The sequence below is a fragment of the Nonomuraea sp. NPDC052265 genome, from assembly GCF_044547985.1.
Taxonomy (GTDB): Bacteria; Actinomycetota; Actinomycetes; order Streptosporangiales; family Streptosporangiaceae; genus Nonomuraea.
Genome location: NZ_JBIUBJ010000041.1, coordinates 1 through 18,383 on the forward strand (window position 1 = coordinate 1; position 18,383 = coordinate 18,383).

At 70.5% G+C, this 18,383-nt stretch carries 17 protein-coding genes and 3 pseudogenes; 14 read left to right on the plus strand and 6 right to left on the minus strand.

All coding sequences use genetic code 11. The features are described 5' to 3' along the window. Positions 1-872, minus strand: an 872-nt coding sequence (locus ACIHAD_RS47260) for a cytochrome P450 (RefSeq protein ID WP_397361431.1), incomplete at its 3' end; no start/stop codon positions are given. A 192-nt stretch (positions 873-1,064) separates the two neighbouring features. On the opposite strand from ACIHAD_RS47260, the pseudogene ACIHAD_RS47265 reads away from it, so the two are divergent. The 6 genes and pseudogenes from ACIHAD_RS47265 to ACIHAD_RS47290 form a co-directional block, all read left to right on the plus strand. Then, positions 1,065-1,514, plus strand: a pseudogene (locus ACIHAD_RS47265) (TniQ family protein); the annotation flags it as partial. Positions 1,515-1,735: 221 nt separating this feature from the next. Further along, positions 1,736-2,083 (plus strand): hypothetical protein, encoded by a 348-nt coding sequence (locus ACIHAD_RS47270; protein WP_397361470.1) that lies wholly within the window; start codon positions 1,736-1,738, stop codon positions 2,081-2,083. Between the two features lie 160 nt (positions 2,084-2,243). Next, positions 2,244-2,825, plus strand: coding sequence for a hypothetical protein (locus ACIHAD_RS47275; protein ID WP_397361432.1), 582 nt, complete (start codon positions 2,244-2,246; stop codon positions 2,823-2,825). Positions 2,826-3,890: 1,065 nt separating this feature from the next. Then, positions 3,891-3,959, plus strand: a pseudogene (locus tag ACIHAD_RS47280) (MerR family DNA-binding transcriptional regulator); the annotation flags it as partial. Positions 3,960-3,968: 9 nt separating this feature from the next. Further along, complete coding sequence (locus ACIHAD_RS47285; protein WP_397361433.1) at positions 3,969-4,595, plus strand: DinB family protein; 627 nt, start codon at positions 3,969-3,971, stop codon at positions 4,593-4,595. After that, a complete protein-coding gene (locus ACIHAD_RS47290) occupies positions 4,576-4,809 on the plus strand; it encodes a hypothetical protein (RefSeq protein ID WP_397361434.1) in 234 nt (77 codons plus the stop codon). Before ACIHAD_RS47285 ends, ACIHAD_RS47290 begins: the two co-directional genes overlap by 20 nt. A gap of 196 nt (positions 4,810-5,005) precedes the next feature. Here ACIHAD_RS47290 and ACIHAD_RS47295 read toward each other — a convergent pair whose 3' ends face one another. Together ACIHAD_RS47295 and ACIHAD_RS47300 are read right to left on the minus strand one after the other, a co-directional pair. Then, a complete protein-coding gene (locus ACIHAD_RS47295) occupies positions 5,006-6,760 on the minus strand; it encodes an ABC transporter ATP-binding protein (protein WP_397361435.1) in 1,755 nt (584 codons plus the stop codon). Further along, complete coding sequence (locus ACIHAD_RS47300; protein ID WP_397361436.1) at positions 6,757-8,277, minus strand: ABC transporter transmembrane domain-containing protein; 1,521 nt, start codon at positions 8,275-8,277, stop codon at positions 6,757-6,759. The genes ACIHAD_RS47295 and ACIHAD_RS47300 overlap by 4 nt, the downstream gene beginning before the upstream one ends. A gap of 299 nt (positions 8,278-8,576) precedes the next feature. Between ACIHAD_RS47300 and ACIHAD_RS47305 the strand changes: the two are divergent. The 4 genes and pseudogenes from ACIHAD_RS47305 to ACIHAD_RS47320 form a co-directional block, all read left to right on the plus strand. Beyond that, positions 8,577-8,774, plus strand: a pseudogene (locus ACIHAD_RS47305) (response regulator transcription factor); the annotation flags it as partial. A gap of 724 nt (positions 8,775-9,498) precedes the next feature. Beyond that, positions 9,499-10,269: a class I SAM-dependent methyltransferase gene (locus tag ACIHAD_RS47310; RefSeq protein WP_397361438.1), complete on the plus strand. Its 771-nt coding sequence runs from the start codon at positions 9,499-9,501 to the stop codon at positions 10,267-10,269. Positions 10,270-11,219: 950 nt separating this feature from the next. Further along, positions 11,220-12,695: an MFS transporter gene (locus ACIHAD_RS47315; protein WP_397361439.1), complete on the plus strand. Its 1,476-nt coding sequence runs from the start codon at positions 11,220-11,222 to the stop codon at positions 12,693-12,695. Continuing rightward, entirely contained in the window at positions 12,692-13,138 is a 447-nt protein-coding gene (locus ACIHAD_RS47320; protein WP_397361440.1) for a MarR family winged helix-turn-helix transcriptional regulator, read from the plus strand. Before ACIHAD_RS47315 ends, ACIHAD_RS47320 begins: the two co-directional genes overlap by 4 nt. Before the next feature lie 2 nt (positions 13,139-13,140). On the opposite strand, the gene ACIHAD_RS47325 is transcribed toward ACIHAD_RS47320, so the two are convergent. Together ACIHAD_RS47325 and ACIHAD_RS47330 are read right to left on the minus strand one after the other, a co-directional pair. Further along, the gene (locus ACIHAD_RS47325; RefSeq protein ID WP_397361441.1) at positions 13,141-13,701 is read right to left on the minus strand and encodes a GNAT family N-acetyltransferase; all 561 of its coding nucleotides are present in this window, start codon (positions 13,699-13,701) and stop codon (positions 13,141-13,143) included. A 33-nt stretch (positions 13,702-13,734) separates the two neighbouring features. Further along, complete coding sequence (locus tag ACIHAD_RS47330) at positions 13,735-14,154, minus strand: MerR family transcriptional regulator (protein WP_397361442.1); 420 nt, start codon at positions 14,152-14,154, stop codon at positions 13,735-13,737. A 53-nt stretch (positions 14,155-14,207) separates the two neighbouring features. On the opposite strand from ACIHAD_RS47330, the gene ACIHAD_RS47335 reads away from it, so the two are divergent. Then, positions 14,208-15,158, plus strand: a complete 951-nt coding sequence (locus ACIHAD_RS47335; RefSeq protein ID WP_397361443.1) for an SDR family NAD(P)-dependent oxidoreductase — start codon at positions 14,208-14,210, stop codon at positions 15,156-15,158. 80 nt (positions 15,159-15,238) lie between these two features. Here the strand turns inward: ACIHAD_RS47335 and ACIHAD_RS47340 are convergent, their stop codons facing one another. After that, the gene (locus ACIHAD_RS47340) at positions 15,239-15,673 is read right to left on the minus strand and encodes a peptidase inhibitor family I36 protein (RefSeq protein WP_397361444.1); all 435 of its coding nucleotides are present in this window, start codon (positions 15,671-15,673) and stop codon (positions 15,239-15,241) included. A gap of 125 nt (positions 15,674-15,798) precedes the next feature. Here ACIHAD_RS47340 and ACIHAD_RS47345 point away from each other — a divergent pair, with 125 nt between their 5' ends. From ACIHAD_RS47345 to ACIHAD_RS47355, 3 genes are all read left to right on the plus strand, one after another. Then, complete coding sequence (locus tag ACIHAD_RS47345) at positions 15,799-16,284, plus strand: MarR family winged helix-turn-helix transcriptional regulator (protein WP_397361445.1); 486 nt, start codon at positions 15,799-15,801, stop codon at positions 16,282-16,284. Positions 16,285-16,363: 79 nt separating this feature from the next. Next, entirely contained in the window at positions 16,364-17,803 is a 1,440-nt protein-coding gene (locus ACIHAD_RS47350; RefSeq protein WP_397361446.1) for an MFS transporter, read from the plus strand. Positions 17,804-17,832: 29 nt separating this feature from the next. Next, positions 17,833-18,312, plus strand: coding sequence for a pyridoxamine 5'-phosphate oxidase family protein (locus ACIHAD_RS47355; RefSeq protein ID WP_397361448.1), 480 nt, complete (start codon positions 17,833-17,835; stop codon positions 18,310-18,312). The last annotated feature ends 71 nt before the right edge of the window (positions 18,313-18,383 follow it).

Here is an 18,383-nt window from a genome sequence, read left to right on the forward strand (position 1 = left end):
ATCAGGCGTCGGCGGTCTTCGGGGGTTTTGGCCAGGTGCCACAGGGATGCGCCGATGGCGCTCCAGGTGGTGTCGATGCCCGCGATCAGCAGCAGCGTCATCGTCCCGACGACGTGGACGGGGTCCAGCTTCGCGCCGTTGAGCTCGGCGTCGAGCAGGTACGTCGTGAGGTCGTCGCGCGGGTCGGCCAGATGGTCGTGGATCTGCTCCACCAGGTACGCCGACAGCTCGGCGAAGCGTTCCAGCCGCTTCTCGGTCGGCTCGTTCACGCTCTCCAGGGCGTTCTCCACGAACCGCCGGAACCGGTCGGCGTCCTCGGCCGGGAAGCCCAGCATGTCGGCGATCACCCGCATCGGGATGTGCTGGGCGTACTCGCGGGCCGCGTCCACGACCTCCCGCCCCTCCAGGCCGTCGATCAGCTCATGGCACAGCGCGCGCGTGGATTCCTCGCGCCTGGCGACCGCCGTCTTGGTGAAGGCGGGCAGCAGCAGCTTGCGCGCGTCGTGGTGGAAAGGCGGGTCGGACGAGATCGGCGGCACCGCGCCCACCGGCGCGAGCTCCCGGGGCGGCTTGACGTTGCCGACGATGATCGCCCGCGAGGAGAACCGCTCGGTGTCGTAGGCGATGGCGGCGACGTCCTCGTAGCGGGTGGGCAGCCACACCCCGCCGAACCGCTCGGTGTGCGCGATCGGGCAGCGCTGCCGCAGGTCGTCCTGGATCGGGTACGGGTCGGCGGCCCATTGGGGGTCGACGTGGGAGAAGTCGGTGGCCCAGTCGGAGACCGGATCGGTGACGATCTCGCTGACGGTGCCGCGCAGCCGGTTCCTGCGCGTCTCTTCCAGCTCCGGGCCGAAGCGGTCGTCCACGGTCATCTCGCAGCTCCATCCCTGACGTCGATGAACCGGTCGGAGTCGATCTGAGGTGAATCACGCCCTCCCATCGAATTAAAAAAGCATTCATTTGATACGTCAAGACACCCCCACGGACGACGCACGTGTCTAGCGTCCCTCAACCTGACAGTTCGGCACGGTTCATGACAGTTGACTTGATAGTGAGACCTCGAAATGACAGTTGGCGTCCCTCGACGCCTGGCACTGGTGGCCGAGCCGCGGCCAGGTGAATCGTTTGCCTCCTGGATCGATCGGATGGCGGTGCGGAATGGATGCCCACCGTGGACGATGGCCGAGGCGTTGGGGCTGGATGTACGCGCGTCGAGTGATGTCCGTTCACTGGCGTACGGCGTCGTTGCGATGCTGGAGACGTGCAGGGCGATCGAGGCTGCTACAGGCGTGAGCTCCGAGGCCGTGTGTGGGATGCACCTGGAGGGGTTCGACGGCTCGGTCCTGGATCTGGCAGGCGTCCGCGTGGGCGACAAGGAGTCAGTGCGCCGGGCCGAGGGCCGTGAGTGGGTGCAGTTCTTCGGCAGCCGGGTATGCCCGACGTGTCTTGCGGCTTCAGGCGGAGTGTGGCTGGCCTGGTGGAAGCTGGGCTGGGCTGCGGTTTGTCCCGAGCATCGGACGCTGCTGGTGGATCTCTGCCCGAGATGCCGCGTTGCCGTGCGACGAGGTCCCGCCGGGCAGCCTGCGCGTCTGTCTCGCTCACGGATGCCGGCCCCGTTGCGGTGCGGCGCGCTTCTCAGCGGGGCCGTATGCGATCAGCCGATCCCCCAGATCAGCACGAGCTCTGCGGCGACCTGCTCCCCTACCAGCCTGGGCCGCTGCTCAGCGCCGCTGCAATGCTCATCGTCGGCGAAGTCCGCCTTGGCGGCAGCCTGCTGGACGCGCTGCGCTACTTCATGGACCAACGCCGCTACGACCCCCGGGCCGGCACCCTCTGGCACGAGTTCTGCGACGACTACCACCCCACTGCGGCCACCAAACGAGTCCTCAACCATCTCAAGATCAGAACTGTCGACCCTGCTCTGCTCAAACCGCTCGCCCTCTGGGAACCGGGCGCGCCCCACCGCCTGCACCCACCCGAGACCGTCGAAGATCTCGACTTGCCCGAGGCAGCACTGCTCCTGGCCGGCGAAGGTATTCGTCCCTGGCAGACCACCGCAGGCGTCCGGCCATCCCTGCAGTGAGAGGCTCTCTTCAACTCCGGACCCTCCGAACGAGTCAGCCGTTGTGACCGGGAGCGGGTGAGAACCTGTCGCAGCGATCCGGCGAGGGGGCGATCGCCTCGTCGTCTCTGCGTGAGCGGCCTAATGCTCGCCGCTGACAGTGGATCTCTATGCTCGTAGCATGGACACGGCGGAGACCGTCCCCGACACCTGGCGGCCTGGGCGGGCGGTGGCGATCGTGCCAGCGGTCGTCGCGGCCCTGGCGACCGTATGGGCGACGAGCGTTCCAGGTTGGTACCTGATGTGGCTGGCGTTGATCACCAATGCCTGGGTCTTCATCGGTCTCATATGGCTGCTCACGTTGGGCCGCATGCTGTTCAGACGTGAACCTTTAGCGCGGTTGCGTCGCGAATGGCCGGTGTGGTCATTGCCGCCCCTGATCGTTCTGCTGGTTTGCGGCCTGCTATACGTGGGTGCGCCCCTGGAGGCGCGCTTCGCCCTGTCACGCCCCGCCCTCGACAGCCGCGCCCGGGCCATCTCACACGGCGCGCCGCTGCCCGCAGAAGACGAATGGATAGGGCTGTTCCCGGTCGGACGGGCTGAGAGGATCCCTGGCGGAGTGCGTTTCGCCATCGACGGCACCGGGTTTCTCGGTACCACCGGATTCGCCTGGAGCCCTGAGGTCGAGCCGCCTGAGCCCGAGGGCGAGGATCTCTACGAACACTGGCACGGCCCCTGGTACCTCTGGAGTGAGTCCGAGTAGGGAGCCTCTCATCCGGGTAGCGATCGCCCTGATCATCTGGCTCCGCACCTGATCCCAGAAACAGTCCTTAGTCCCCAATTGCGCTCGGCGGCCCCCGATAACCGCCTGAACCTCGAATCTTCCCTCCGCACGCGCCTGACCGCTCTGGGCCCACATCCCGGCCCAGAGCAGTTTCCTTCACGGCAGGGATATCTCGTCTCTTGAGCCCTGGCATCGCGACACGCAGACCCACACCAACGCAACGCGAGGCCCGCGTCGTCAACGCCGAAGATCGAGTGAGCCTTGAAGACACCTCTGGGCACATTCGTGACAGTTGATCTTCGGCTGGAAACTGTCATCTTCGATGACACAAACACCGGTATTTAGGCGAGCATCAAAGTGACAGTGCCCAGGTTGGGAGCAGCTCTCACTGTCATCTTCGCTGCGTCCAGACAGCACGGTGTCTGGCGTTGGTGACCGAGCCAGGGCCGGCGGAATCGTTCGCCTCCTGAATCGATCGAATGGCGGTGCGGAACGGATGTCCACCGTGGACGACGGCCGAGGTATGGGCGCTGAATGCAGGCACGTCAAGCGATGTCCGTTCGCTGTGGTGGAAGCTCGGCTGGGCTGGGCTGCGGTTTGTCCCGAGCATCGGACGCTGCTGGTGGATCTCTGCCCGAGATGCCGCGATTCCGTACGCCGGAGTCCGGCTGGCCGGCCTGCGCGTCTGTCTCGCTCATGGATGCCGTCTCCGTTGCGGTGCGGCGCGCTTCTCAGTGGGGCCGTATGTGATCAGCCGATCCCGCAGATCAGCACGAGCGCGGTGAGTAACGAACTCGCTGATCAGCAACAACTCGTGCTTGAGGTGACGATGCACCGCCGGCCTGCGCTTATCGCAGGTCAGGTGGTGAGCGCCAGTCAGTGGTTCGCGGTCGTGAAAACGACGGCGATGCTGGTCCGGCTTGGGGTGCCGCTCCCTCTGTCGGGTCCGCCTCTGGATGCTCAGGGGGCGCCGGCCGCTGAGGTTGGTGGACAGCGGTTCGCATCGGGGAACCATCGCGTGGTACGGGAGTCCATGAGCGGCTGCTGCGCTACTACGAGCAGCAGGGACTTCTCCGGCCGGAACGGGCGCCCAGCGGCTACCGCCACTACCAGGAATCGGACGTGGAAACCGTCCGGCGCATCCGCCGCCTGCTGTCGGCCGGTCTCAACACTGAGCCCCCCAAAGAGCAAATCGGTTGCGCAGGTCGTCATGATGATGACATGACGTGGACAGCACCCGACGTAGAGCGGGGACCTCGGACGGACATGGCCTGTGGCGAACGCGAGATGCTGGACAACTGGTTGAAGCTCCGCCGGCTGTTCCTGCTGCGCAAATGCGCCGGCCTCACCTCCGAGCAACTGAAGACCGCCTCCGTGGAGCCGTCCAACCTGACGCTGCTCGGCCTCCTGCGACACATGACGGAAGTCGAGCGCTGGTGGTTCCGGGAGAAGTTCCTGCACGAAAACCTGCCCGAGCTGCACATCACGGAGGAGTACGAAGACGGCGACTTCGACCTGGTGGCCGACGCCGACGCCGAGGCCGACTACGCCGCCTTCCTCGCGGAGACGGCCGCCTGCGATGCCGCGGTTGCGGACATCGACCTTGATGAGCCGGCCGATGACCCCGGGGCGCCGACCGGCAAGGTCAGCCTCCGCTGGATCTACATCCACCTCCTGGAGGAGTACGCGCAACACACCGGGCACGCCGACCTGATCCGAGAGCGCATCGATGGGGCCACGGGAGCATAGGGCCGCCCGCGAACGCGGCAGGGCCGGTGGCCGCCGACCGGTCGTCGACGACGACGAACGCGCCGCCATCCTCGCCCGCCGCCAGCGCGGTGAATCCAATCGCACCATCGCCGCCGAAGTCGAAGGCGCCATCGGCGTCGTCCACAAGACCCTCACGGACGCCCAGCCCGACACTCAGCGCGCCATCGCGGCCGCCGAGGACATCGCCCGCTGACCACCTCCGAGCCTCTGGAGGCCGCGTGTCCGTGCGCTGGGTCAGGGGTGTGGGCAGCGATCGCCGGCTCTCTCGCGTGGATGCCTTCGGCCGGATCGTCCCGGCTTTGAGCCTCGTGTCTCTCCTTCACTCCACGCTCGAGCCCGCGGCCCGATCCTCTGGCGCCGAGGTCTGACCGTCTCCTGGGCTTCACCGGTCAGCGTTGCGGAGGATCGTGTTCGGCGCTGACACTCCGTGAACCGTGCCACGACCTCCACAGCGCCTCGTACACCCCGCCCGCCGCGACCAGCTCGTCGTGGGCTCCGACCTCCACCACCCGGCCGTTGTCCATGACCACCACCCGGTCGGCGTCGCGGGCCGTGTGCAGGCGGTGGGCGATCGCGATGACGGTCCGCCCCTCCAGGACGGCGGCGAGCGCGCGTTCGGCACGCCTGGCCGTACGGGGGTCGAGCATGGCGGTGGCCTCGTCGAGGATGACGGTATGCGGGTCGGCCAGGATGACCCTGGCCAGGGCGAGTTGCTGGACCCGGTCCGGGCCGAGGGTGGCGCCGGACGACTGGGACTCCAGCTCTTCGTCGAGCGAGGCGACCCAGTCGGCGCCGACGGCCGCCAGTGCCTTGCCCAGGCGGTCGTCGTCGGCCGTCGGATCTGCCAGCAGCAGGTTGTCGCGGACGGTGCCGAGGAACAGGTGCTGCTCCTGGGTGACCAGGACGACGTGCTCGCGGAGTTGGGCCGGGGAGAGGTCGGCGATGGGCACGGAGCCGACGGTGACCGCGCCCAGGCGGGGGCGGTCGATGCCGGCCAGCAGCTTGCCCAAGGTGGACTTGCCGGCTCCCGAGGGGCCTACGACGGCCAGGCGCTCGCCGGGCCGTACGGTCAGGTCGACGCCGTTCACCACGTCGTCGCCGTCTTCGTAGGCGAAATGTACGCCGCACGCCTCGATGCGGTCGTCCTGCGGCGGCGCGGCGGCGACCTGCTCCCGCGCCGGTGTCGCGAGGCCCTCGATCCTGGCGAAGGAGGCGCCGCTGCTCTGCAACTGCTCCAGCCAGATCAGGATCGTCTCGATCGGCTGGCCGAGCTGGCGCAGGTACAGCACGCAGGTGACGACCGCGCCCAGCGTGACCTGGCCGCGGTCCAGGAGCACCCCGCCGAGCAGCAGGGCCAGCACGGGCGGCAGGAGCGAGGAGACCTCCACCGAGGGCCAGAGCACGCTGCGCAGGAAGAGGGTCCGCAGCTGGGCGGCCCGGCTGCGCTCGATCACCCGTTCCGCCGCCCGCGTGCGCTCGGCCTGCAGGCCCAGGGCCTCGATGGTGCGGGCGCCCGCGGCGTTGGCGGCCAGGTGCTCAGCCAGCTCCGAGCGGGCGGCGCCTTCCTCCAGATAGGCGGGGCGGGCGCGGCGAAGGTACCAGCGGGAGGCGGCCACGATGCCGGCCAGCAAGAGCAGGCCGCAGGCACCCAGGACCGGGTCGACCAGGAAGACGGCGACGATCAGGGAGAGCGCCTGCAGGCTCGAGACGAGGATCGCGGGGGCGGCGTCGCGCAGGGTGCGGCCGACGACGGCCACGTCGATGGTTCCGCGGGCGGTCAGGTCGCCGGTGCGGATGTGCTCGACCGTGGCGGCGGGCAGGGCCAGCACGCGGTCCAGGAGTTCGGCGCGGATGTGTTCCTGGACACGCTCGCTGAAGCGGGTGCCGATCTTCTCGGCGTACCTGGACAGGACCAGCTGGGCCAGCGCCGCGCCCACCGCGATCGCGGCGATCAGGTCGACCGTGCCTCCGGCGCTGATCGAGTCGATGATGCGGCCCAGCAACCACGGGCTGACCAGCGCTGCTGCCGCCGCGAGGCTGTTGAGCAGCAGCGTCGCGGTGAAGCCCGGTACGTCGCGCCTGACCAGGCGTAGGGCGGCCCGCCGTACCTGCTGGCGGTCGGCGACGGGCAGGTCGCGGTTCATGCGAGCACTGATCGGTAGGCGGGGGTGCACTCCATCAGCTCCCGGTGGGTGCCGGAGGCGGTCACCCGCCCGTCCTCGATGAACAGCACCTGGTCGGCCTGGGCGAGCAGCAGCGGCGAGGTGGTGGCCACGACCGTCGTACAGCCGGCGCGTGCCGTACGGAGCCGCCCCGCGAGGAGGGACTCGGTGTGCGCGTCCAGCGCCGAGGTGGGCTCCACGGCCAGCAGCACCTCAGGCTCGGCAAGCAGCGCCCGGGCCAGGCGCACGCGCTGACGCTGGCCGCCCGACAGGTTGCGGCCGCCGGGTTCGATCATCGAGTCGAGCCCGTGGCGCAGCCCTGCGACCACGTCCTGCGCCGCGGCGATGTGCATGGCCCGGTGGATGGCCTCGTCGTCCGCCCCGCGCCGGCCCTGCAGGACCTCGCGCAGCGTGCCCGCGAACAGGGCGGCGTCGTGGTCGGCGATCAGAGAGGTGCCGTCGAACCCGCCCAGCCCTTCGAGCAGCGTCACGCTCTCCTCGGGCCGGGCGCTGACCAGCCCCACCAGACTCCCCGGCGAGACCTCCGGCCCGGAGGGCTGGGGCCGCTCCTCGGCGCGCAGCGCGAGGAAGCGGGTGACCTGACGGGCGGCGACCAGGCCGTGGCTGATCTGGAAGCTGCCCTCGATGAAGGAGGAGACCGGCACCACCAGCATGGCGATGTATCCGTACACCCCGACCAGCTCGCCCACCGTGATCGCCTCCTCGGCGGCCAGCCGGGCGCCCAGCCAGGTGACGGCGGCCAGGAACAGGGCGGGCATTCCGGCACCCAGCGCGCCGATCCAGCTCGTCAGCGACGCCACTCGGTAGCCCTGCTCGCGCAGGGCTACCGAATCGGCACGGTACCGCTCGGCGTAAGTGCCCTTGCCGCCGAAGGCGTTGAGCACCCGCAGCCCCTCGATCAGGTCGACCAGGCGGGTGGTCAGCCTGCCCTGGTTCTCGCGGTAGCCGTTCTGCACCTTCATCAGCCGCCCGAGCAGCGGGCCGAGCAGGATCGCCAGCACCGGCACGCCCAGCAGCACCACCACGGCCAGCACCACGGAGACCTGCAGCAGCAGCGCCGCCACCACGCCGTAGCTGATCACCGCGCCCACGCCGGGGCCGGTCACCGTCAGCGAGGCGGCGATGGTGATGACGTCGCCGATGCCGATCGTCACCACGTCGCCCGCCGAAGCGCGCTTGGGCAGGTCGGCGCCCAGCTTGTTGATCTGCTCGACCAGGGCGCGCACGGTGCGGAAGCTGGCGTCCATCCGGATCTTGGTCATCGTGCGGTGCCGCAACATCGCCAGCCAGGCGTTGACCAGGCCCGCGCCGAGCAGCGCCAGCACCCAGCCGGGCGCCAGGTTGTCGTCGATCGCCCTGGACAGCAGGTACGGCGGGAGCGTCAGGCCCACCGTCCAGAGGGTTCCCAGCATCGCGCCCAGCGCGACCCGGCCCTTCTGCGCCCAGGCGAGCCAGCACAGATACCGAGCCGCCTTCATGGTGATTACGCTAGAGCATGGCTTTGGCGTCTCTTTACCCGCCCTCGAGGCACCGTTCGTAACAGCTGCCCCCCCGGTGAGCGGTCCCTTGTTGTCGCGCTGCCCGGGTGCGCCCAGGACGGCGACGTCGCCACAGTGCGCGAAGCCCCGCTCGCGGTAGCAGGCACGCGGCCGGGGCCCGACCATGCCGAACAGGTGGACCACGCGGCGCGGCGGGCGGAGATCGCCCATGCCGCGCTCAGGCTGTGCGCCCGTGACGGCCTGGCGCCCGGCCGCGCCGCCCGGTCACGCTCACGCCCCGCGAACTTGAGGTGCTGCGGCACATCACGCTCGGGCAGGCCGACCCGGAGATCGCCGCGGCCCTGCACGTGTCCCGGGAGACGATCAAGACCCACGTGACCAACGTCCTGGACGAACTCGGCGCCCGCGACCGCACCCACGCCGCCGTGCTGGCCTATGAACTCGGCCCGATCCTCGACGGCATCGAACCCGGCTGAACCTGGACCTGCCAGGTTGGCCTCTGATCTTCAGGGCGCGATCCTGACCCGCATGGCGAACATGGCCTGGTTCCGATAAGGACCAGCAGCTTCCACCGGGTGAGGAGATCTTCCGCAACGGGCGCAGGTTCGCGCTCCGGGCCTACAGCGTGAGTGGCGCACCTGCGCCAGTGGTCCGTCGGGGAAGGGTTCGCCGCTCGTAACACCGCGTCCACCAGGTTCGATGGTTCTTCTACGCCTCCGCGGCCGGTTCGCGGTCACTCTCCGCCGCCTCGCCGATCACCTCGAACCGGCCCTCGAGTCCCGAGGTCGCCGGCCGACCCCGCTGACGCCGAAATGCTCCGGCATGACCGGCCCGGGACAACGACCGTCGCATGCTCCCTACGCGGGCCGACGTGAACGATCTCCGGCCGGATACGGCCGACCTCGATGACATGAGCGGCGATACTTCGACGCCCATCGAAGCGACAGTGCCCAGATCCGGCGTGGATGATCGCCGACGCGTTAGGGCTGGATGTACGTGCGTCAAGCTTCGGCAGCCGGGCATGCCCGGAGTGCCTGAACAGCGCAGGCTGGCGGCACATCGCCATCTCGAGATCCACCAGCAGCATCCGATGCTCGGGACAAACCGCCGCCCAGCCCAGCTTCCACCAGACGAGACCCAGACCGGCCACGCTCCGCCCGAAGCCGCCCATGTCTGTGCCGCCGAGACTGCTGGACCACAATGGCCCGCATGCCTACCATGCCCGAAGATCACGTTGAGACTGCCCATCCGTCCCGATTCAACGACTACGACAGCATCGCCGAGGGGTACACGGCCGAGAACGAGACCAGCCTCCTGAACGCGTACTACGAGCGTCCCGCGATGCTGGAGCTCGCCGGGGACGTGACCGGCCGGCGCATCCTCGACGCCGGCTGCGGCTCAGGCCCCCTGTTCGCCGCGCTGCGCGATCGAGGCGCCATCGTCACCGGCATCGACGCGAGCGCCGGGATGCTGGAGCTGGCCCGGCAGCGGCTGGGCGCCGACGCGGACCTGCGGGTCGCCGACCTCGCCGGCCCACTGCCCTTCCCCGACGAGGCGTTCGACGACGTCACCGCCTCCCTGGTGCTGCACTACCTGGAGGACTGGGGACCGACACTGGCCGAACTGAGACGCGTGCTGAAGCCTGGCGGCAGACTCCTCGTCTCGGTCGACCATCCCTTCTCCACCGCTCTCTTTCAGCACATGGCCGGGGAAAAGCCCAAGTACTTCGAGACCCGCAGCCGGACCGAAGAATGGACCATGGGTGGGCAGATCGCCCAGATGAAGTTCTGGAACCGGCCGCTGCACGCGATGACCGAAGCCTTCACCGCGGCGGGCTTTCGCATCAGCGTCATCAGCGAACCGCCGTTCGTGCCGGAAGCCCGCGAACAGTTCCCCGAGGAGCTCCGCGAGATCGAGCCCACCCGCACGAGGTTCCTGTGCTTCTTGTTCTTCGTTCTGGAAGCCGACTGAAGCGCTCAGCCACACCTGGTGAGTGGCTGTCCGCACGGGCGGCACAGCCGCCGGCGGCCGACGCGAGGGGCGCCGATGAGTGCGCGTCGTTGGCCGGGCGTGCAGCCGGCGCAGCGGCGCACGAGCCCGGAGTGCGGGGGTGGTTACTCGACCACCCGTCCCGTTGTCTTCTGTCCATCCATGCGTACGGCCAGGCAGTACACGGTCCTGTAACGAGGCCAGTCCTCCATGGCCGGCCCAAGCCACGCCATGCCGATCTCATCCCTTTTCGACTTTTTGATGCGCATTCTGGGAAGACATCCGTTCTCCGTGAGCCGCGTCATGTCCGCACCCGGATACGGCCCCTCGGGGAGGACATATGTGGTGGCGAACTCACCCGAGTGCGGCACGTGGCAGGGGACGACGGTCACCATGTACGTCTGGGGCAAGGGTTCGATGCAGTCGCCGGGTCGAAGGACGGTGGCGTGAAACTGTTGCGTGCCCGGAGGGGTGCTCTTCTGCAGTGGAGTCTGCGGGGCGGCGGCGGGTTCCGGCTGAGCGGACCCGGATGACGCCACCGGCACCGGGTCACCTGCGCAGCCGGCGAGCGAGATGGCTAAGCAGCATGCGATCAGTGATGTGCGAACCATGGCATAAGGGTGACAGCTTCAGATCACCTCGGAATCCCGGACCGGTTCGGAGGTGATGATCCGAACTGTCGTCACTCCATGACTCATCCAGCGGTGAAGGGATTCTCTTTCAGGCCACTACATCAGCGACGTCGCATCCGCGATGGCCGCGGTGCTCGGCTCGCGCCCGGCGGGTGTCCACCTCCATGGGTCCGCAGTGCTCGGCGGCTTCGACGCGCGGCGCAGCGACATCGACGTCCTTGCCGTCTGCGCGATGGCCGCCATGTCCCGTTCCAGGGGGGCCGGCGGCCATCTGCTTAGTTATGCGAATATAATCGTTATATGCCTACAACGAGTAGGGCGCCCGTCTCGTCCGCATCCGCGCTCAGCCCCCGCCGGCGGCTGCTCGTGCTGGCCATCTGCTGCATGAGCCTGTTCATCGTCGGACTGGACAACACGATCGTGAACATCGCGCTGCCCGCCGTCCGCCGCGACCTGAACGCCTCCATGTCCGGACTCCAGTGGATCATCGACGCCTACACGGTGGTGCTGGCCAGCCTGCTCATGCTCGCGGGCTCGACCGGCGACCGGGTCGGCCGCCGGCGCACGTTCCAGACGGGGCTGGTGCTGTTCACGCTCGGCTCGCTCCTGTGCTCGCTCGCGCCCGGCCTCGGCTGGCTGATCGCGGCGCGGGCTCTCCAGGCCGTCGGCGGGTCGATGCTCAACCCGGTCGCCATGTCGATCATCACGAACACCTTCACCGAGCCGCGCGAGCGGGCGCGGGCGATCGGTGTGTGGGGCGGCGTGGTCGGCATCAGCATGGCGCTCGGCCCGCTGGTCGGCGGCACGCTGGTGGACTCGGTCGGCTGGCAGGCGATCTTCTGGATCAACATCCCGGTGGGGCTGGCCGCGTTCGCGCTGTGCGCGTTGTTCGTGCCCGAGTCGCGCGCGCCGCGCCCGCGCCGGGTGGACCCGGTCGGGCAGGCGCTGGTGATCGTGCTGCTGGCCACCCTGACGTACGGCTTCATCGAGGCGCCGGCCGCCGGTTGGGGGTCGCCGCGCACGCTGGGCTGCTTCGCGGTCGCGGCCCTGGCGCTGGCCTGCCTGGCCCCGTACGAGCTGCGCCGCACCGACCCCCTCATCGACCTGCGCTTCTTCCGCAGCGCGCCGTTCACGGGGGCCACGGTCATCGCGGTGTGCGGCTTCGCCGCGCTGGGCGGGTTCCTGTTCGTCAACACCCTCTACCTCCAGGACGTGCTGGGCCTGTCCGCCCTGCACGCCGGCCTCTACACACTGCCCATGGCCGGGCTGACCGTGCTCTGCGCGCCGCTGTCGGGCCGGATCGTCGGGAACGCCGGGCCCCGCGTCCCGTTGCTGGTGGCCGGGGTCACCATGACGGCCAGCGGCCTGATCATGACCGGGCTGGCGGCGGACACGCCGACCTGGCGGCTCATGGCCGCGTACGTGCTGTTCGGGGTGGGGTTCGGCATGCTGAACGCGCCCATCACCAACACCGCCGTGTCCGGCATGCCGCGCGCCCAGGCCGGCGTGGCCGCGGCGGTGGCCTCCACCAGCCGCCAGATCGGCCAGTCGCTCGGCGTCGCGGTCATCGGCTCGCTGGTCACCTCGGCGGTGGCCGGCCCGTTCGCCGCCGGGTTCCCCGCGGCCAGCCACATCGGCTGGTGGATCGTCGCCGGGTGCGGGCTGGCCATCCTGCTGCTCGGTATCCTGACCACGACCGGCTGGGCCCGCCGCAGCGCCACCCGTACCGCCGAACGGCTCGCCCACGCACCCGACAGAACGGCGGACGCGTCATGACCGACATCTCCGGCCAGGAGGCCGTGGCCCGCGTCTGGTCGGCCATGTACGACCTCGTCCTGCGGCAGGAGGACCGCCGCAAGGAGGTGGCCGAGACGCTCGGCATGAGCTTCTTCCGGGTCAAGGCGCTGCGCCGCCTGCTGGCCGGGCCGATGACCATGCGGGAGCTGACCGCCGAGCTGTCCACCGACAAGCCGTACACCACGCTGATGGTCGACGACCTGGAGCGGCGCGGCCACGTGACCCGCAGCGTCTCCCCCGACGACCGCCGCAGCAAGATCGTCGCCCTGACCCCGGCGGGCACGGCCGCCGCCGAGGAGGCCGAACGCATCCTGGCCCGCCCGCCGCGTTCCCTGCTGGCCCTCGACCCCGGCGACCTGGCCGCCCTCGACCGCATCATGGCCCGCCTCCGTGCCCCCGAGGAGCCCGCCCGGCAGGGGTGAGGTCAGCCCCCGAACCAGGACAGACCGGCGACGCCGAGGGTCTGCTCGGCGCCGAACTCCTCGAAGGTGGCGACGGGCCGGAAGCCCAGGCGGGCGGCCAGCCTCAGGGACCGTTCGTTCGCCGTCTGGGTGACGACCAGGACCGGCTGGTCGGGCAGCTCGCCCGCCGCCGCCCTCAGCGCGGCGATGGCGGCCTCGTACGCGAGCCCGCTCCCCCACGCGGCGCGTCGCAGCACGTAGGACAGCTCCAGCTCCTCGCCGTCGCCGGTGACGTGCCCGGGACGGTCGGCCGCCCGGCGGTCGAGCGCCAGCGTCCCGAGGAGCGCGTCCGTGACGAGGTCGGCGATGACGTAGCCGCCCGGGGCGGCCGTCGCGGCGGCGGTCCCGGCGGCGTCGAGGAACCGCTCGACGTCGCCGCGGGGACGCGGGCCGCCGAGATGCTCGCGCACCTCGGGGTCGGTCATCAGCTCGACGAGACCGTCGCGGTCGGCGTCGCGGGCCTTGCGCAGCAGCAGGCGCTCGGCGGTGATCTCGGTGGCGGACAGCGTGGGCAACCGGCTCATGGGCCCATGATCCCAGGACAGGACCGCCGCTCCCTACGGCAGCGGCGCCGGCGACCAGACCCCGGCCGCGGTCCCGTCCCGGACGTGCCGGCGGTAGGCGACGACCTTGCCGTGGATGATCTCCAGGCTCGCCGCCAGGTCGGTCATCCGGTCGCGGACGGCCCGCTCGTGCTCCTCCAGCAGCGCGAGCCGCTCAGGCTCGTTGCCCGGCCCCGACCGGACGAGATGGGCGAACCGCCGCAGGGTGGCGATCGGCATGCCGGACTCGCGCAGCCGGTTGCACAGCAGCAGCCACTCCACGTCGGCCCGGTCGTAGGCCCGCTGCCCGCCGGCCGTACGCGGGATCGGGCGGAGGAACAGCTCCTCGCGCTCGAAGAAGCGCAGCGCGTGGACGCCCAGCCCGGTGGCCCGCGCGACGTCCCCGATGGACAGGCGGTCCGCGTCCCTGCTCATGGCACCTCGCCATAGTTTGACCTAGATTGCACTCTAGATTCTACGGTCGGGGCATGGCACGTACACAACACAGACTCGGCTCGGGTTTCGGCGCGCACAGCACGGCGGACGACGTCCTGGCCGGCATGGACCTGTCCGGCAGGACCGCGCTGATCACCGGCGGCTACTCGGGCCTCGGCCTGGAGGCGACCCGCGCGCTGGTACGGGCCGGAGCGCACGTCGTCGTGCCCGCCCGCCGTCCCGACGTGGCGAAGGACGCGCTGCGCGACCTCCCCCGCACGGAGGTGCGGGAGCTGGACCTGGCCGACCTCGGCAGCGTCCGGGCCTTCGCCGACCTGTTCCTGGAGACCGGCCGCACCCTCGACGTCGTCATCGGCAACGCGGGCGTCATGGCCCACCCCCACCGGCCCGTCGGCCCCGGTTGGGAGGCGCATCTCGCCATCAACCACCTCGGCCACTTCGCCCTGGTCAACCGGCTGCGCCCGGCGCTGGCCGGGGCCCGGGTGGTGTCGGTCTCCTCCTCGGGACACTTCCTGTCCGACATCCGCTGGGACGACCTCCACTTCCGCCACGGCTACGACCACTGGACGGCCTACGGGCAGTCCAAGACCGCCAACGCCCTGTTCGCCGTCCATCTCGACGCCCTCGGCGCGGCCGACGGCCTGCGGGCCTTCGCCGTGCACCCGGGCAGCATCCTCACCCCGCTGCAGCGCCGCATCCCCCACGAGGAGCAGGTCGCCCAGGGCTGGATCACCTCCGACGGACGCCGGGCCGACGGCTTCAAGACCCCGGCGCAGGGCGCGGCGACGGCGGTCTGGGCGGCCACGTCACCCCTGCTGGAGGCGCACGGCGGCGCCTACTGCCAGGACTGCGACCTCGCCGGGCCGGCGACGGGCGACGACATGCTGATCGGCGGCGTCAAGCCCTGGGCCCTCGACCCCGACGCCGCCGCCCGCCTGTGGAAACTCTCCGCCGACCTGACCGGCCACGCCGCCTTCTCCTGAACCCTCTCGGGCCGGGAACGGCGACGGCCGGCCGCCGCGTGGGTCGCGGGGGCCGGCCGGGCCGGCGGTTCGGACGAAGGTCAGCCGTGGGAGTCGACGGTGGCGGCGCGCTTGATGGTCAGCTCGTCGCCGCCGATGGAGCAGGCGGGGCCGTTGGGGCCGCCGAAACGGACGGAGTCGAAGAAGTCGCGGAAGGTGCTGTAGAAGTTGCCCTTGCCGCGCGGGCCGGTGACGGCCGAGCAGCCGCCGTAGTCGGCCTCTGAGTAGAGATGGATGAGCGTGTCGGTGCGGTTCCAGTCGGACTTGGCGCGATCGCCCATGCCCAGCGCCGCCAGGCTCGCCGTGCTCGCCTGGAGCTGGACGATGTCCCCGGTGCCGTCGAGGCCGGAGAAGAGGCAGTAGTTGCCCTCCTGGCAGCGGTCGTACCCCGTCGCCGCCTGGGCGGGGGACGCCACTGCGGCCAGGGCGGCCACGGCGATCGGTAATGCCAGAACGTGAAACTTCTTGCCCACCATACCTCCATGGACGAAACTTTCCTTCGGTCCGAACATACATAGTGAGATCAACTTGCGCTAGACCGTCAGGGTGGACGTTCTTCAGCGGATAATCCGCTACGGGATGAGTTGGTAGCCTCGACGACATGACTTCGATGGTGCCCTCGCGTACCGAGCACGACCTGTCGTTTCTGCTCGACCACACCAGCCACGTCCTGCGCACCCGGATGGCGGCGGCCCTGGCCGAGCTCGGGCTGACCGCGCGCATGCACTGCGTGCTCGTGCACGCGCTGGAGGAGGAGCGCACGCAGATCCAGCTCGCCGAGATCGGCGACATGGACAAGACCACGATGGTGGTGACCGTCGACGCCCTGGAGAAGGCCGGGCTGGCCGAGCGGCGGCCGTCGAGCACCGACCGGCGGGCCCGGATCATCGCCGTGACCGAGAAGGGCGCGCAGGTGGCGCGGCGCAGCCAGGAGATCGTGGACGGCGTGCACGCCGCGGCCCTCGGCTCGCTCCCCGACAAGGAGCGGGACGCGCTGGTCCGCGCCCTGAGCCGGCTGGCCACCGGCCACCTGGAGACCCCGGCCGAGGCCCCGCAGCCGGTCCGGCGGGCCAGGGAGCGCGCCTGAATAGGTCCGTCACATATCGTCCGTAACGGAACTATCTGCTACGGTCTCTCTTGTTGCACCCCTTGAACAGGAGACGACCATGTCCCTCACCTCCCGGCGCACCGCCTTGGCCGTGTTGTCGACGTCCGCCCTGATGACCGTCCTCGACGGCAGCATCGTCACCGTGGCCATGCCCGCCATCCAGCGCGACCTGGGGTTCTCCCCCGCCGGGCTGAGCTGGGTCGTCAACGCGTACCTGCTCGCGTTCGGCGGGCTGCTGCTGCTCGCCGGCCGGCTCGGCGACCTCCTGGGCCGCCGGACGATGTTCCTGGCCGGGAACGCGGTGTTCACCGGAGCGTCCCTGCTGGCCGGCGCGGCGGGGAGCGAGGCGCTGCTGATCACCGCCCGGTTCCTCCAGGGCGTGGGCAGCGCGATGGCCTCGGCCGTCGTGCTCGGCATCCTGGTGACCCTCTTCACCGAGCCGCGCGAGCGGGCCAGGGCGATCGCGGTCTTCAGCTTCACCGGCGCGGCCGGGGCGTCGATCGGGCAGGTGCTCGGCGGCGTCCTCACCGACCTGCTGAGCTGGCACTGGATCTTCTTCATCAACCTGCCCATCGGGCTGGCGACGATCGTGCTGGCGCTACCCGCCCTGCCCGCCGACCGCGGCCTCGGCCTGGCGCGGGGCGCCGACGTGGCCGGCGCGCTGCTGGTCACCTCTGGCCTGATGCTGGGCATCTACACCGTGGTCAAGGTCGAGGAGCACGGGTGGCTGTCCGCGCACACCCTGGCGTTCGGCGCGGTGTCGCCGGCCCTGCTCGCCGGCTTCTTCGTACGCCAGGCCACCGCGCGTACGCCGCTGATGCCGCTGCGGGTGCTGCGCTCGCGCAACGTCGCCGGGGCGAACGTCGTGCAGATGCTCGCGCTGTCGGCGATGTTCGCCTTCCAGATCATCGTCGCGCTCTACATGCAGAAGGTCCTCGGGTACGGCGCCCTCGACACCGGGCTGGCGATGCTCCCGGCGGCGGTGGCGATCGGCGGGGTGTCGCTGTTCGTGTCGGCGCGGCTGAGCGCCCGCTTCGGCACTCCCGCCGTGCTGCTGGCCGGACTGGTGCTCCTGCTGGCCGCGATGGCCTGGCTCACCCGGGTGCCGGTGCACGCGGACTACGTCACCGACCTGCTGCCGGTCATGGTGCTGATCGCGGGGGGCGGGCTGGCGCTGCCGGCGCTGACCGCGCTCGGCATGTCGGCCGCCCGGCAGGACGACGCCGGTCTGGCCTCGGGGGTGTTCAACACCACCCAGCAGATCGGCATGGCGCTGGGTGTGGCCGTCCTGACCACGCTGGCGGCCTCCCGTACGCAGGAGCTGCGGGCCGGCGGGGCGGCCGAGGCCGCGGCGCTGACCGGCGGCTACCACCTGGCCTTCGCCACCTCGGCCGGCCTGCTCGCCGCGGCCGTCGTGGTCGCCCTGGCCGTCCTGCGCCGGCCGCGATCCGCCGCGCCCGCCGAGGCGCCTCCGATCGAGCAGCCGGCCGCCCTCTGACCCCCTTTCGCGAGACGGAGCTGATCACCATGACCGAGCCTGCCTACGGCCCCGGACAGGGCCCCGGAGCCCGCCCCCTCACCGAGGACGAGCTCCTGCGGATCCTCGACCGGCAGCCCTTCGGCGTGCTGGCCACGCTCAAGCGCGACGGCCGCCCGCACCTGGCCTCGATGGCCCTGCGCTGGGACGCCGCCGGACGCGTCCTGCGCATCTCCTCGGCCGAGGGCCGGATCAAGGTGCGCCACCTGCTCGCCGACCCGCGGGCGTCGGTGCACCTCCAGGGCGACAGCGTGGTGTCGTACGCCGTCGCCGAAGGGCGCGCGGAGGTCTCCGAGCCGTCGCTCACTCCGGGTGACGCGACCGGACGCGAGCTGCTGGAGATGGCCGGCGGCCTCCCCGACCCGGCGGACGAGGCCGCCTTCCTGGAGGAGATGGCCAGAGCCCGCCGCCTGGTCATCAGACTCCGGGTGGACCACCTGTACGGCATCGCCCTGGACGCCGCCCCCTGACCGGCGGGGCCGCCGGGAACCGACGCCCCCGCGCCGGGGCCGGGGGCGTCCCGGCCGCCCGGTCGCGGGGC

Bases quoted from the DNA above. Each gene is read 5' to 3' on its own strand.
- ACIHAD_RS47270 (WP_397361470.1), top strand. From the start codon at position 1,736: ATGCTCATCGTCGGCGAAGTCCGCCTTGGCGGCAGCCTGCTGGACGCG.
- ACIHAD_RS47275 (WP_397361432.1), top strand. From the start codon at position 2,244: ATGGACACGGCGGAGACCGTCCCCGACACCTGGCGGCCTGGGCGGGCG.
- ACIHAD_RS47290 (WP_397361434.1), top strand. From the start codon at position 4,576: ATGGGGCCACGGGAGCATAGGGCCGCCCGCGAACGCGGCAGGGCCGGT.
- ACIHAD_RS47295 (WP_397361435.1), bottom strand. From the start codon at position 6,760: ATGAACCGCGACCTGCCCGTCGCCGACCGCCAGCAGGTACGGCGGGCC.
- ACIHAD_RS47300 (WP_397361436.1), bottom strand. From the start codon at position 8,277: ATGAAGGCGGCTCGGTATCTGTGCTGGCTCGCCTGGGCGCAGAAGGGC.
- ACIHAD_RS47310 (WP_397361438.1), top strand. From the start codon at position 9,499: ATGGCCCGCATGCCTACCATGCCCGAAGATCACGTTGAGACTGCCCAT.
- ACIHAD_RS47315 (WP_397361439.1), top strand. From the start codon at position 11,220: ATGCCTACAACGAGTAGGGCGCCCGTCTCGTCCGCATCCGCGCTCAGC.
- ACIHAD_RS47320 (WP_397361440.1), top strand. From the start codon at position 12,692: ATGACCGACATCTCCGGCCAGGAGGCCGTGGCCCGCGTCTGGTCGGCC.
- ACIHAD_RS47325 (WP_397361441.1), bottom strand. From the start codon at position 13,701: ATGAGCCGGTTGCCCACGCTGTCCGCCACCGAGATCACCGCCGAGCGC.
- ACIHAD_RS47330 (WP_397361442.1), bottom strand. From the start codon at position 14,154: ATGAGCAGGGACGCGGACCGCCTGTCCATCGGGGACGTCGCGCGGGCC.
- ACIHAD_RS47335 (WP_397361443.1), top strand. From the start codon at position 14,208: ATGGCACGTACACAACACAGACTCGGCTCGGGTTTCGGCGCGCACAGC.
- ACIHAD_RS47340 (WP_397361444.1), bottom strand. From the start codon at position 15,673: ATGGTGGGCAAGAAGTTTCACGTTCTGGCATTACCGATCGCCGTGGCC.
- ACIHAD_RS47345 (WP_397361445.1), top strand. From the start codon at position 15,799: ATGACTTCGATGGTGCCCTCGCGTACCGAGCACGACCTGTCGTTTCTG.
- ACIHAD_RS47350 (WP_397361446.1), top strand. From the start codon at position 16,364: ATGTCCCTCACCTCCCGGCGCACCGCCTTGGCCGTGTTGTCGACGTCC.
- ACIHAD_RS47355 (WP_397361448.1), top strand. From the start codon at position 17,833: ATGACCGAGCCTGCCTACGGCCCCGGACAGGGCCCCGGAGCCCGCCCC.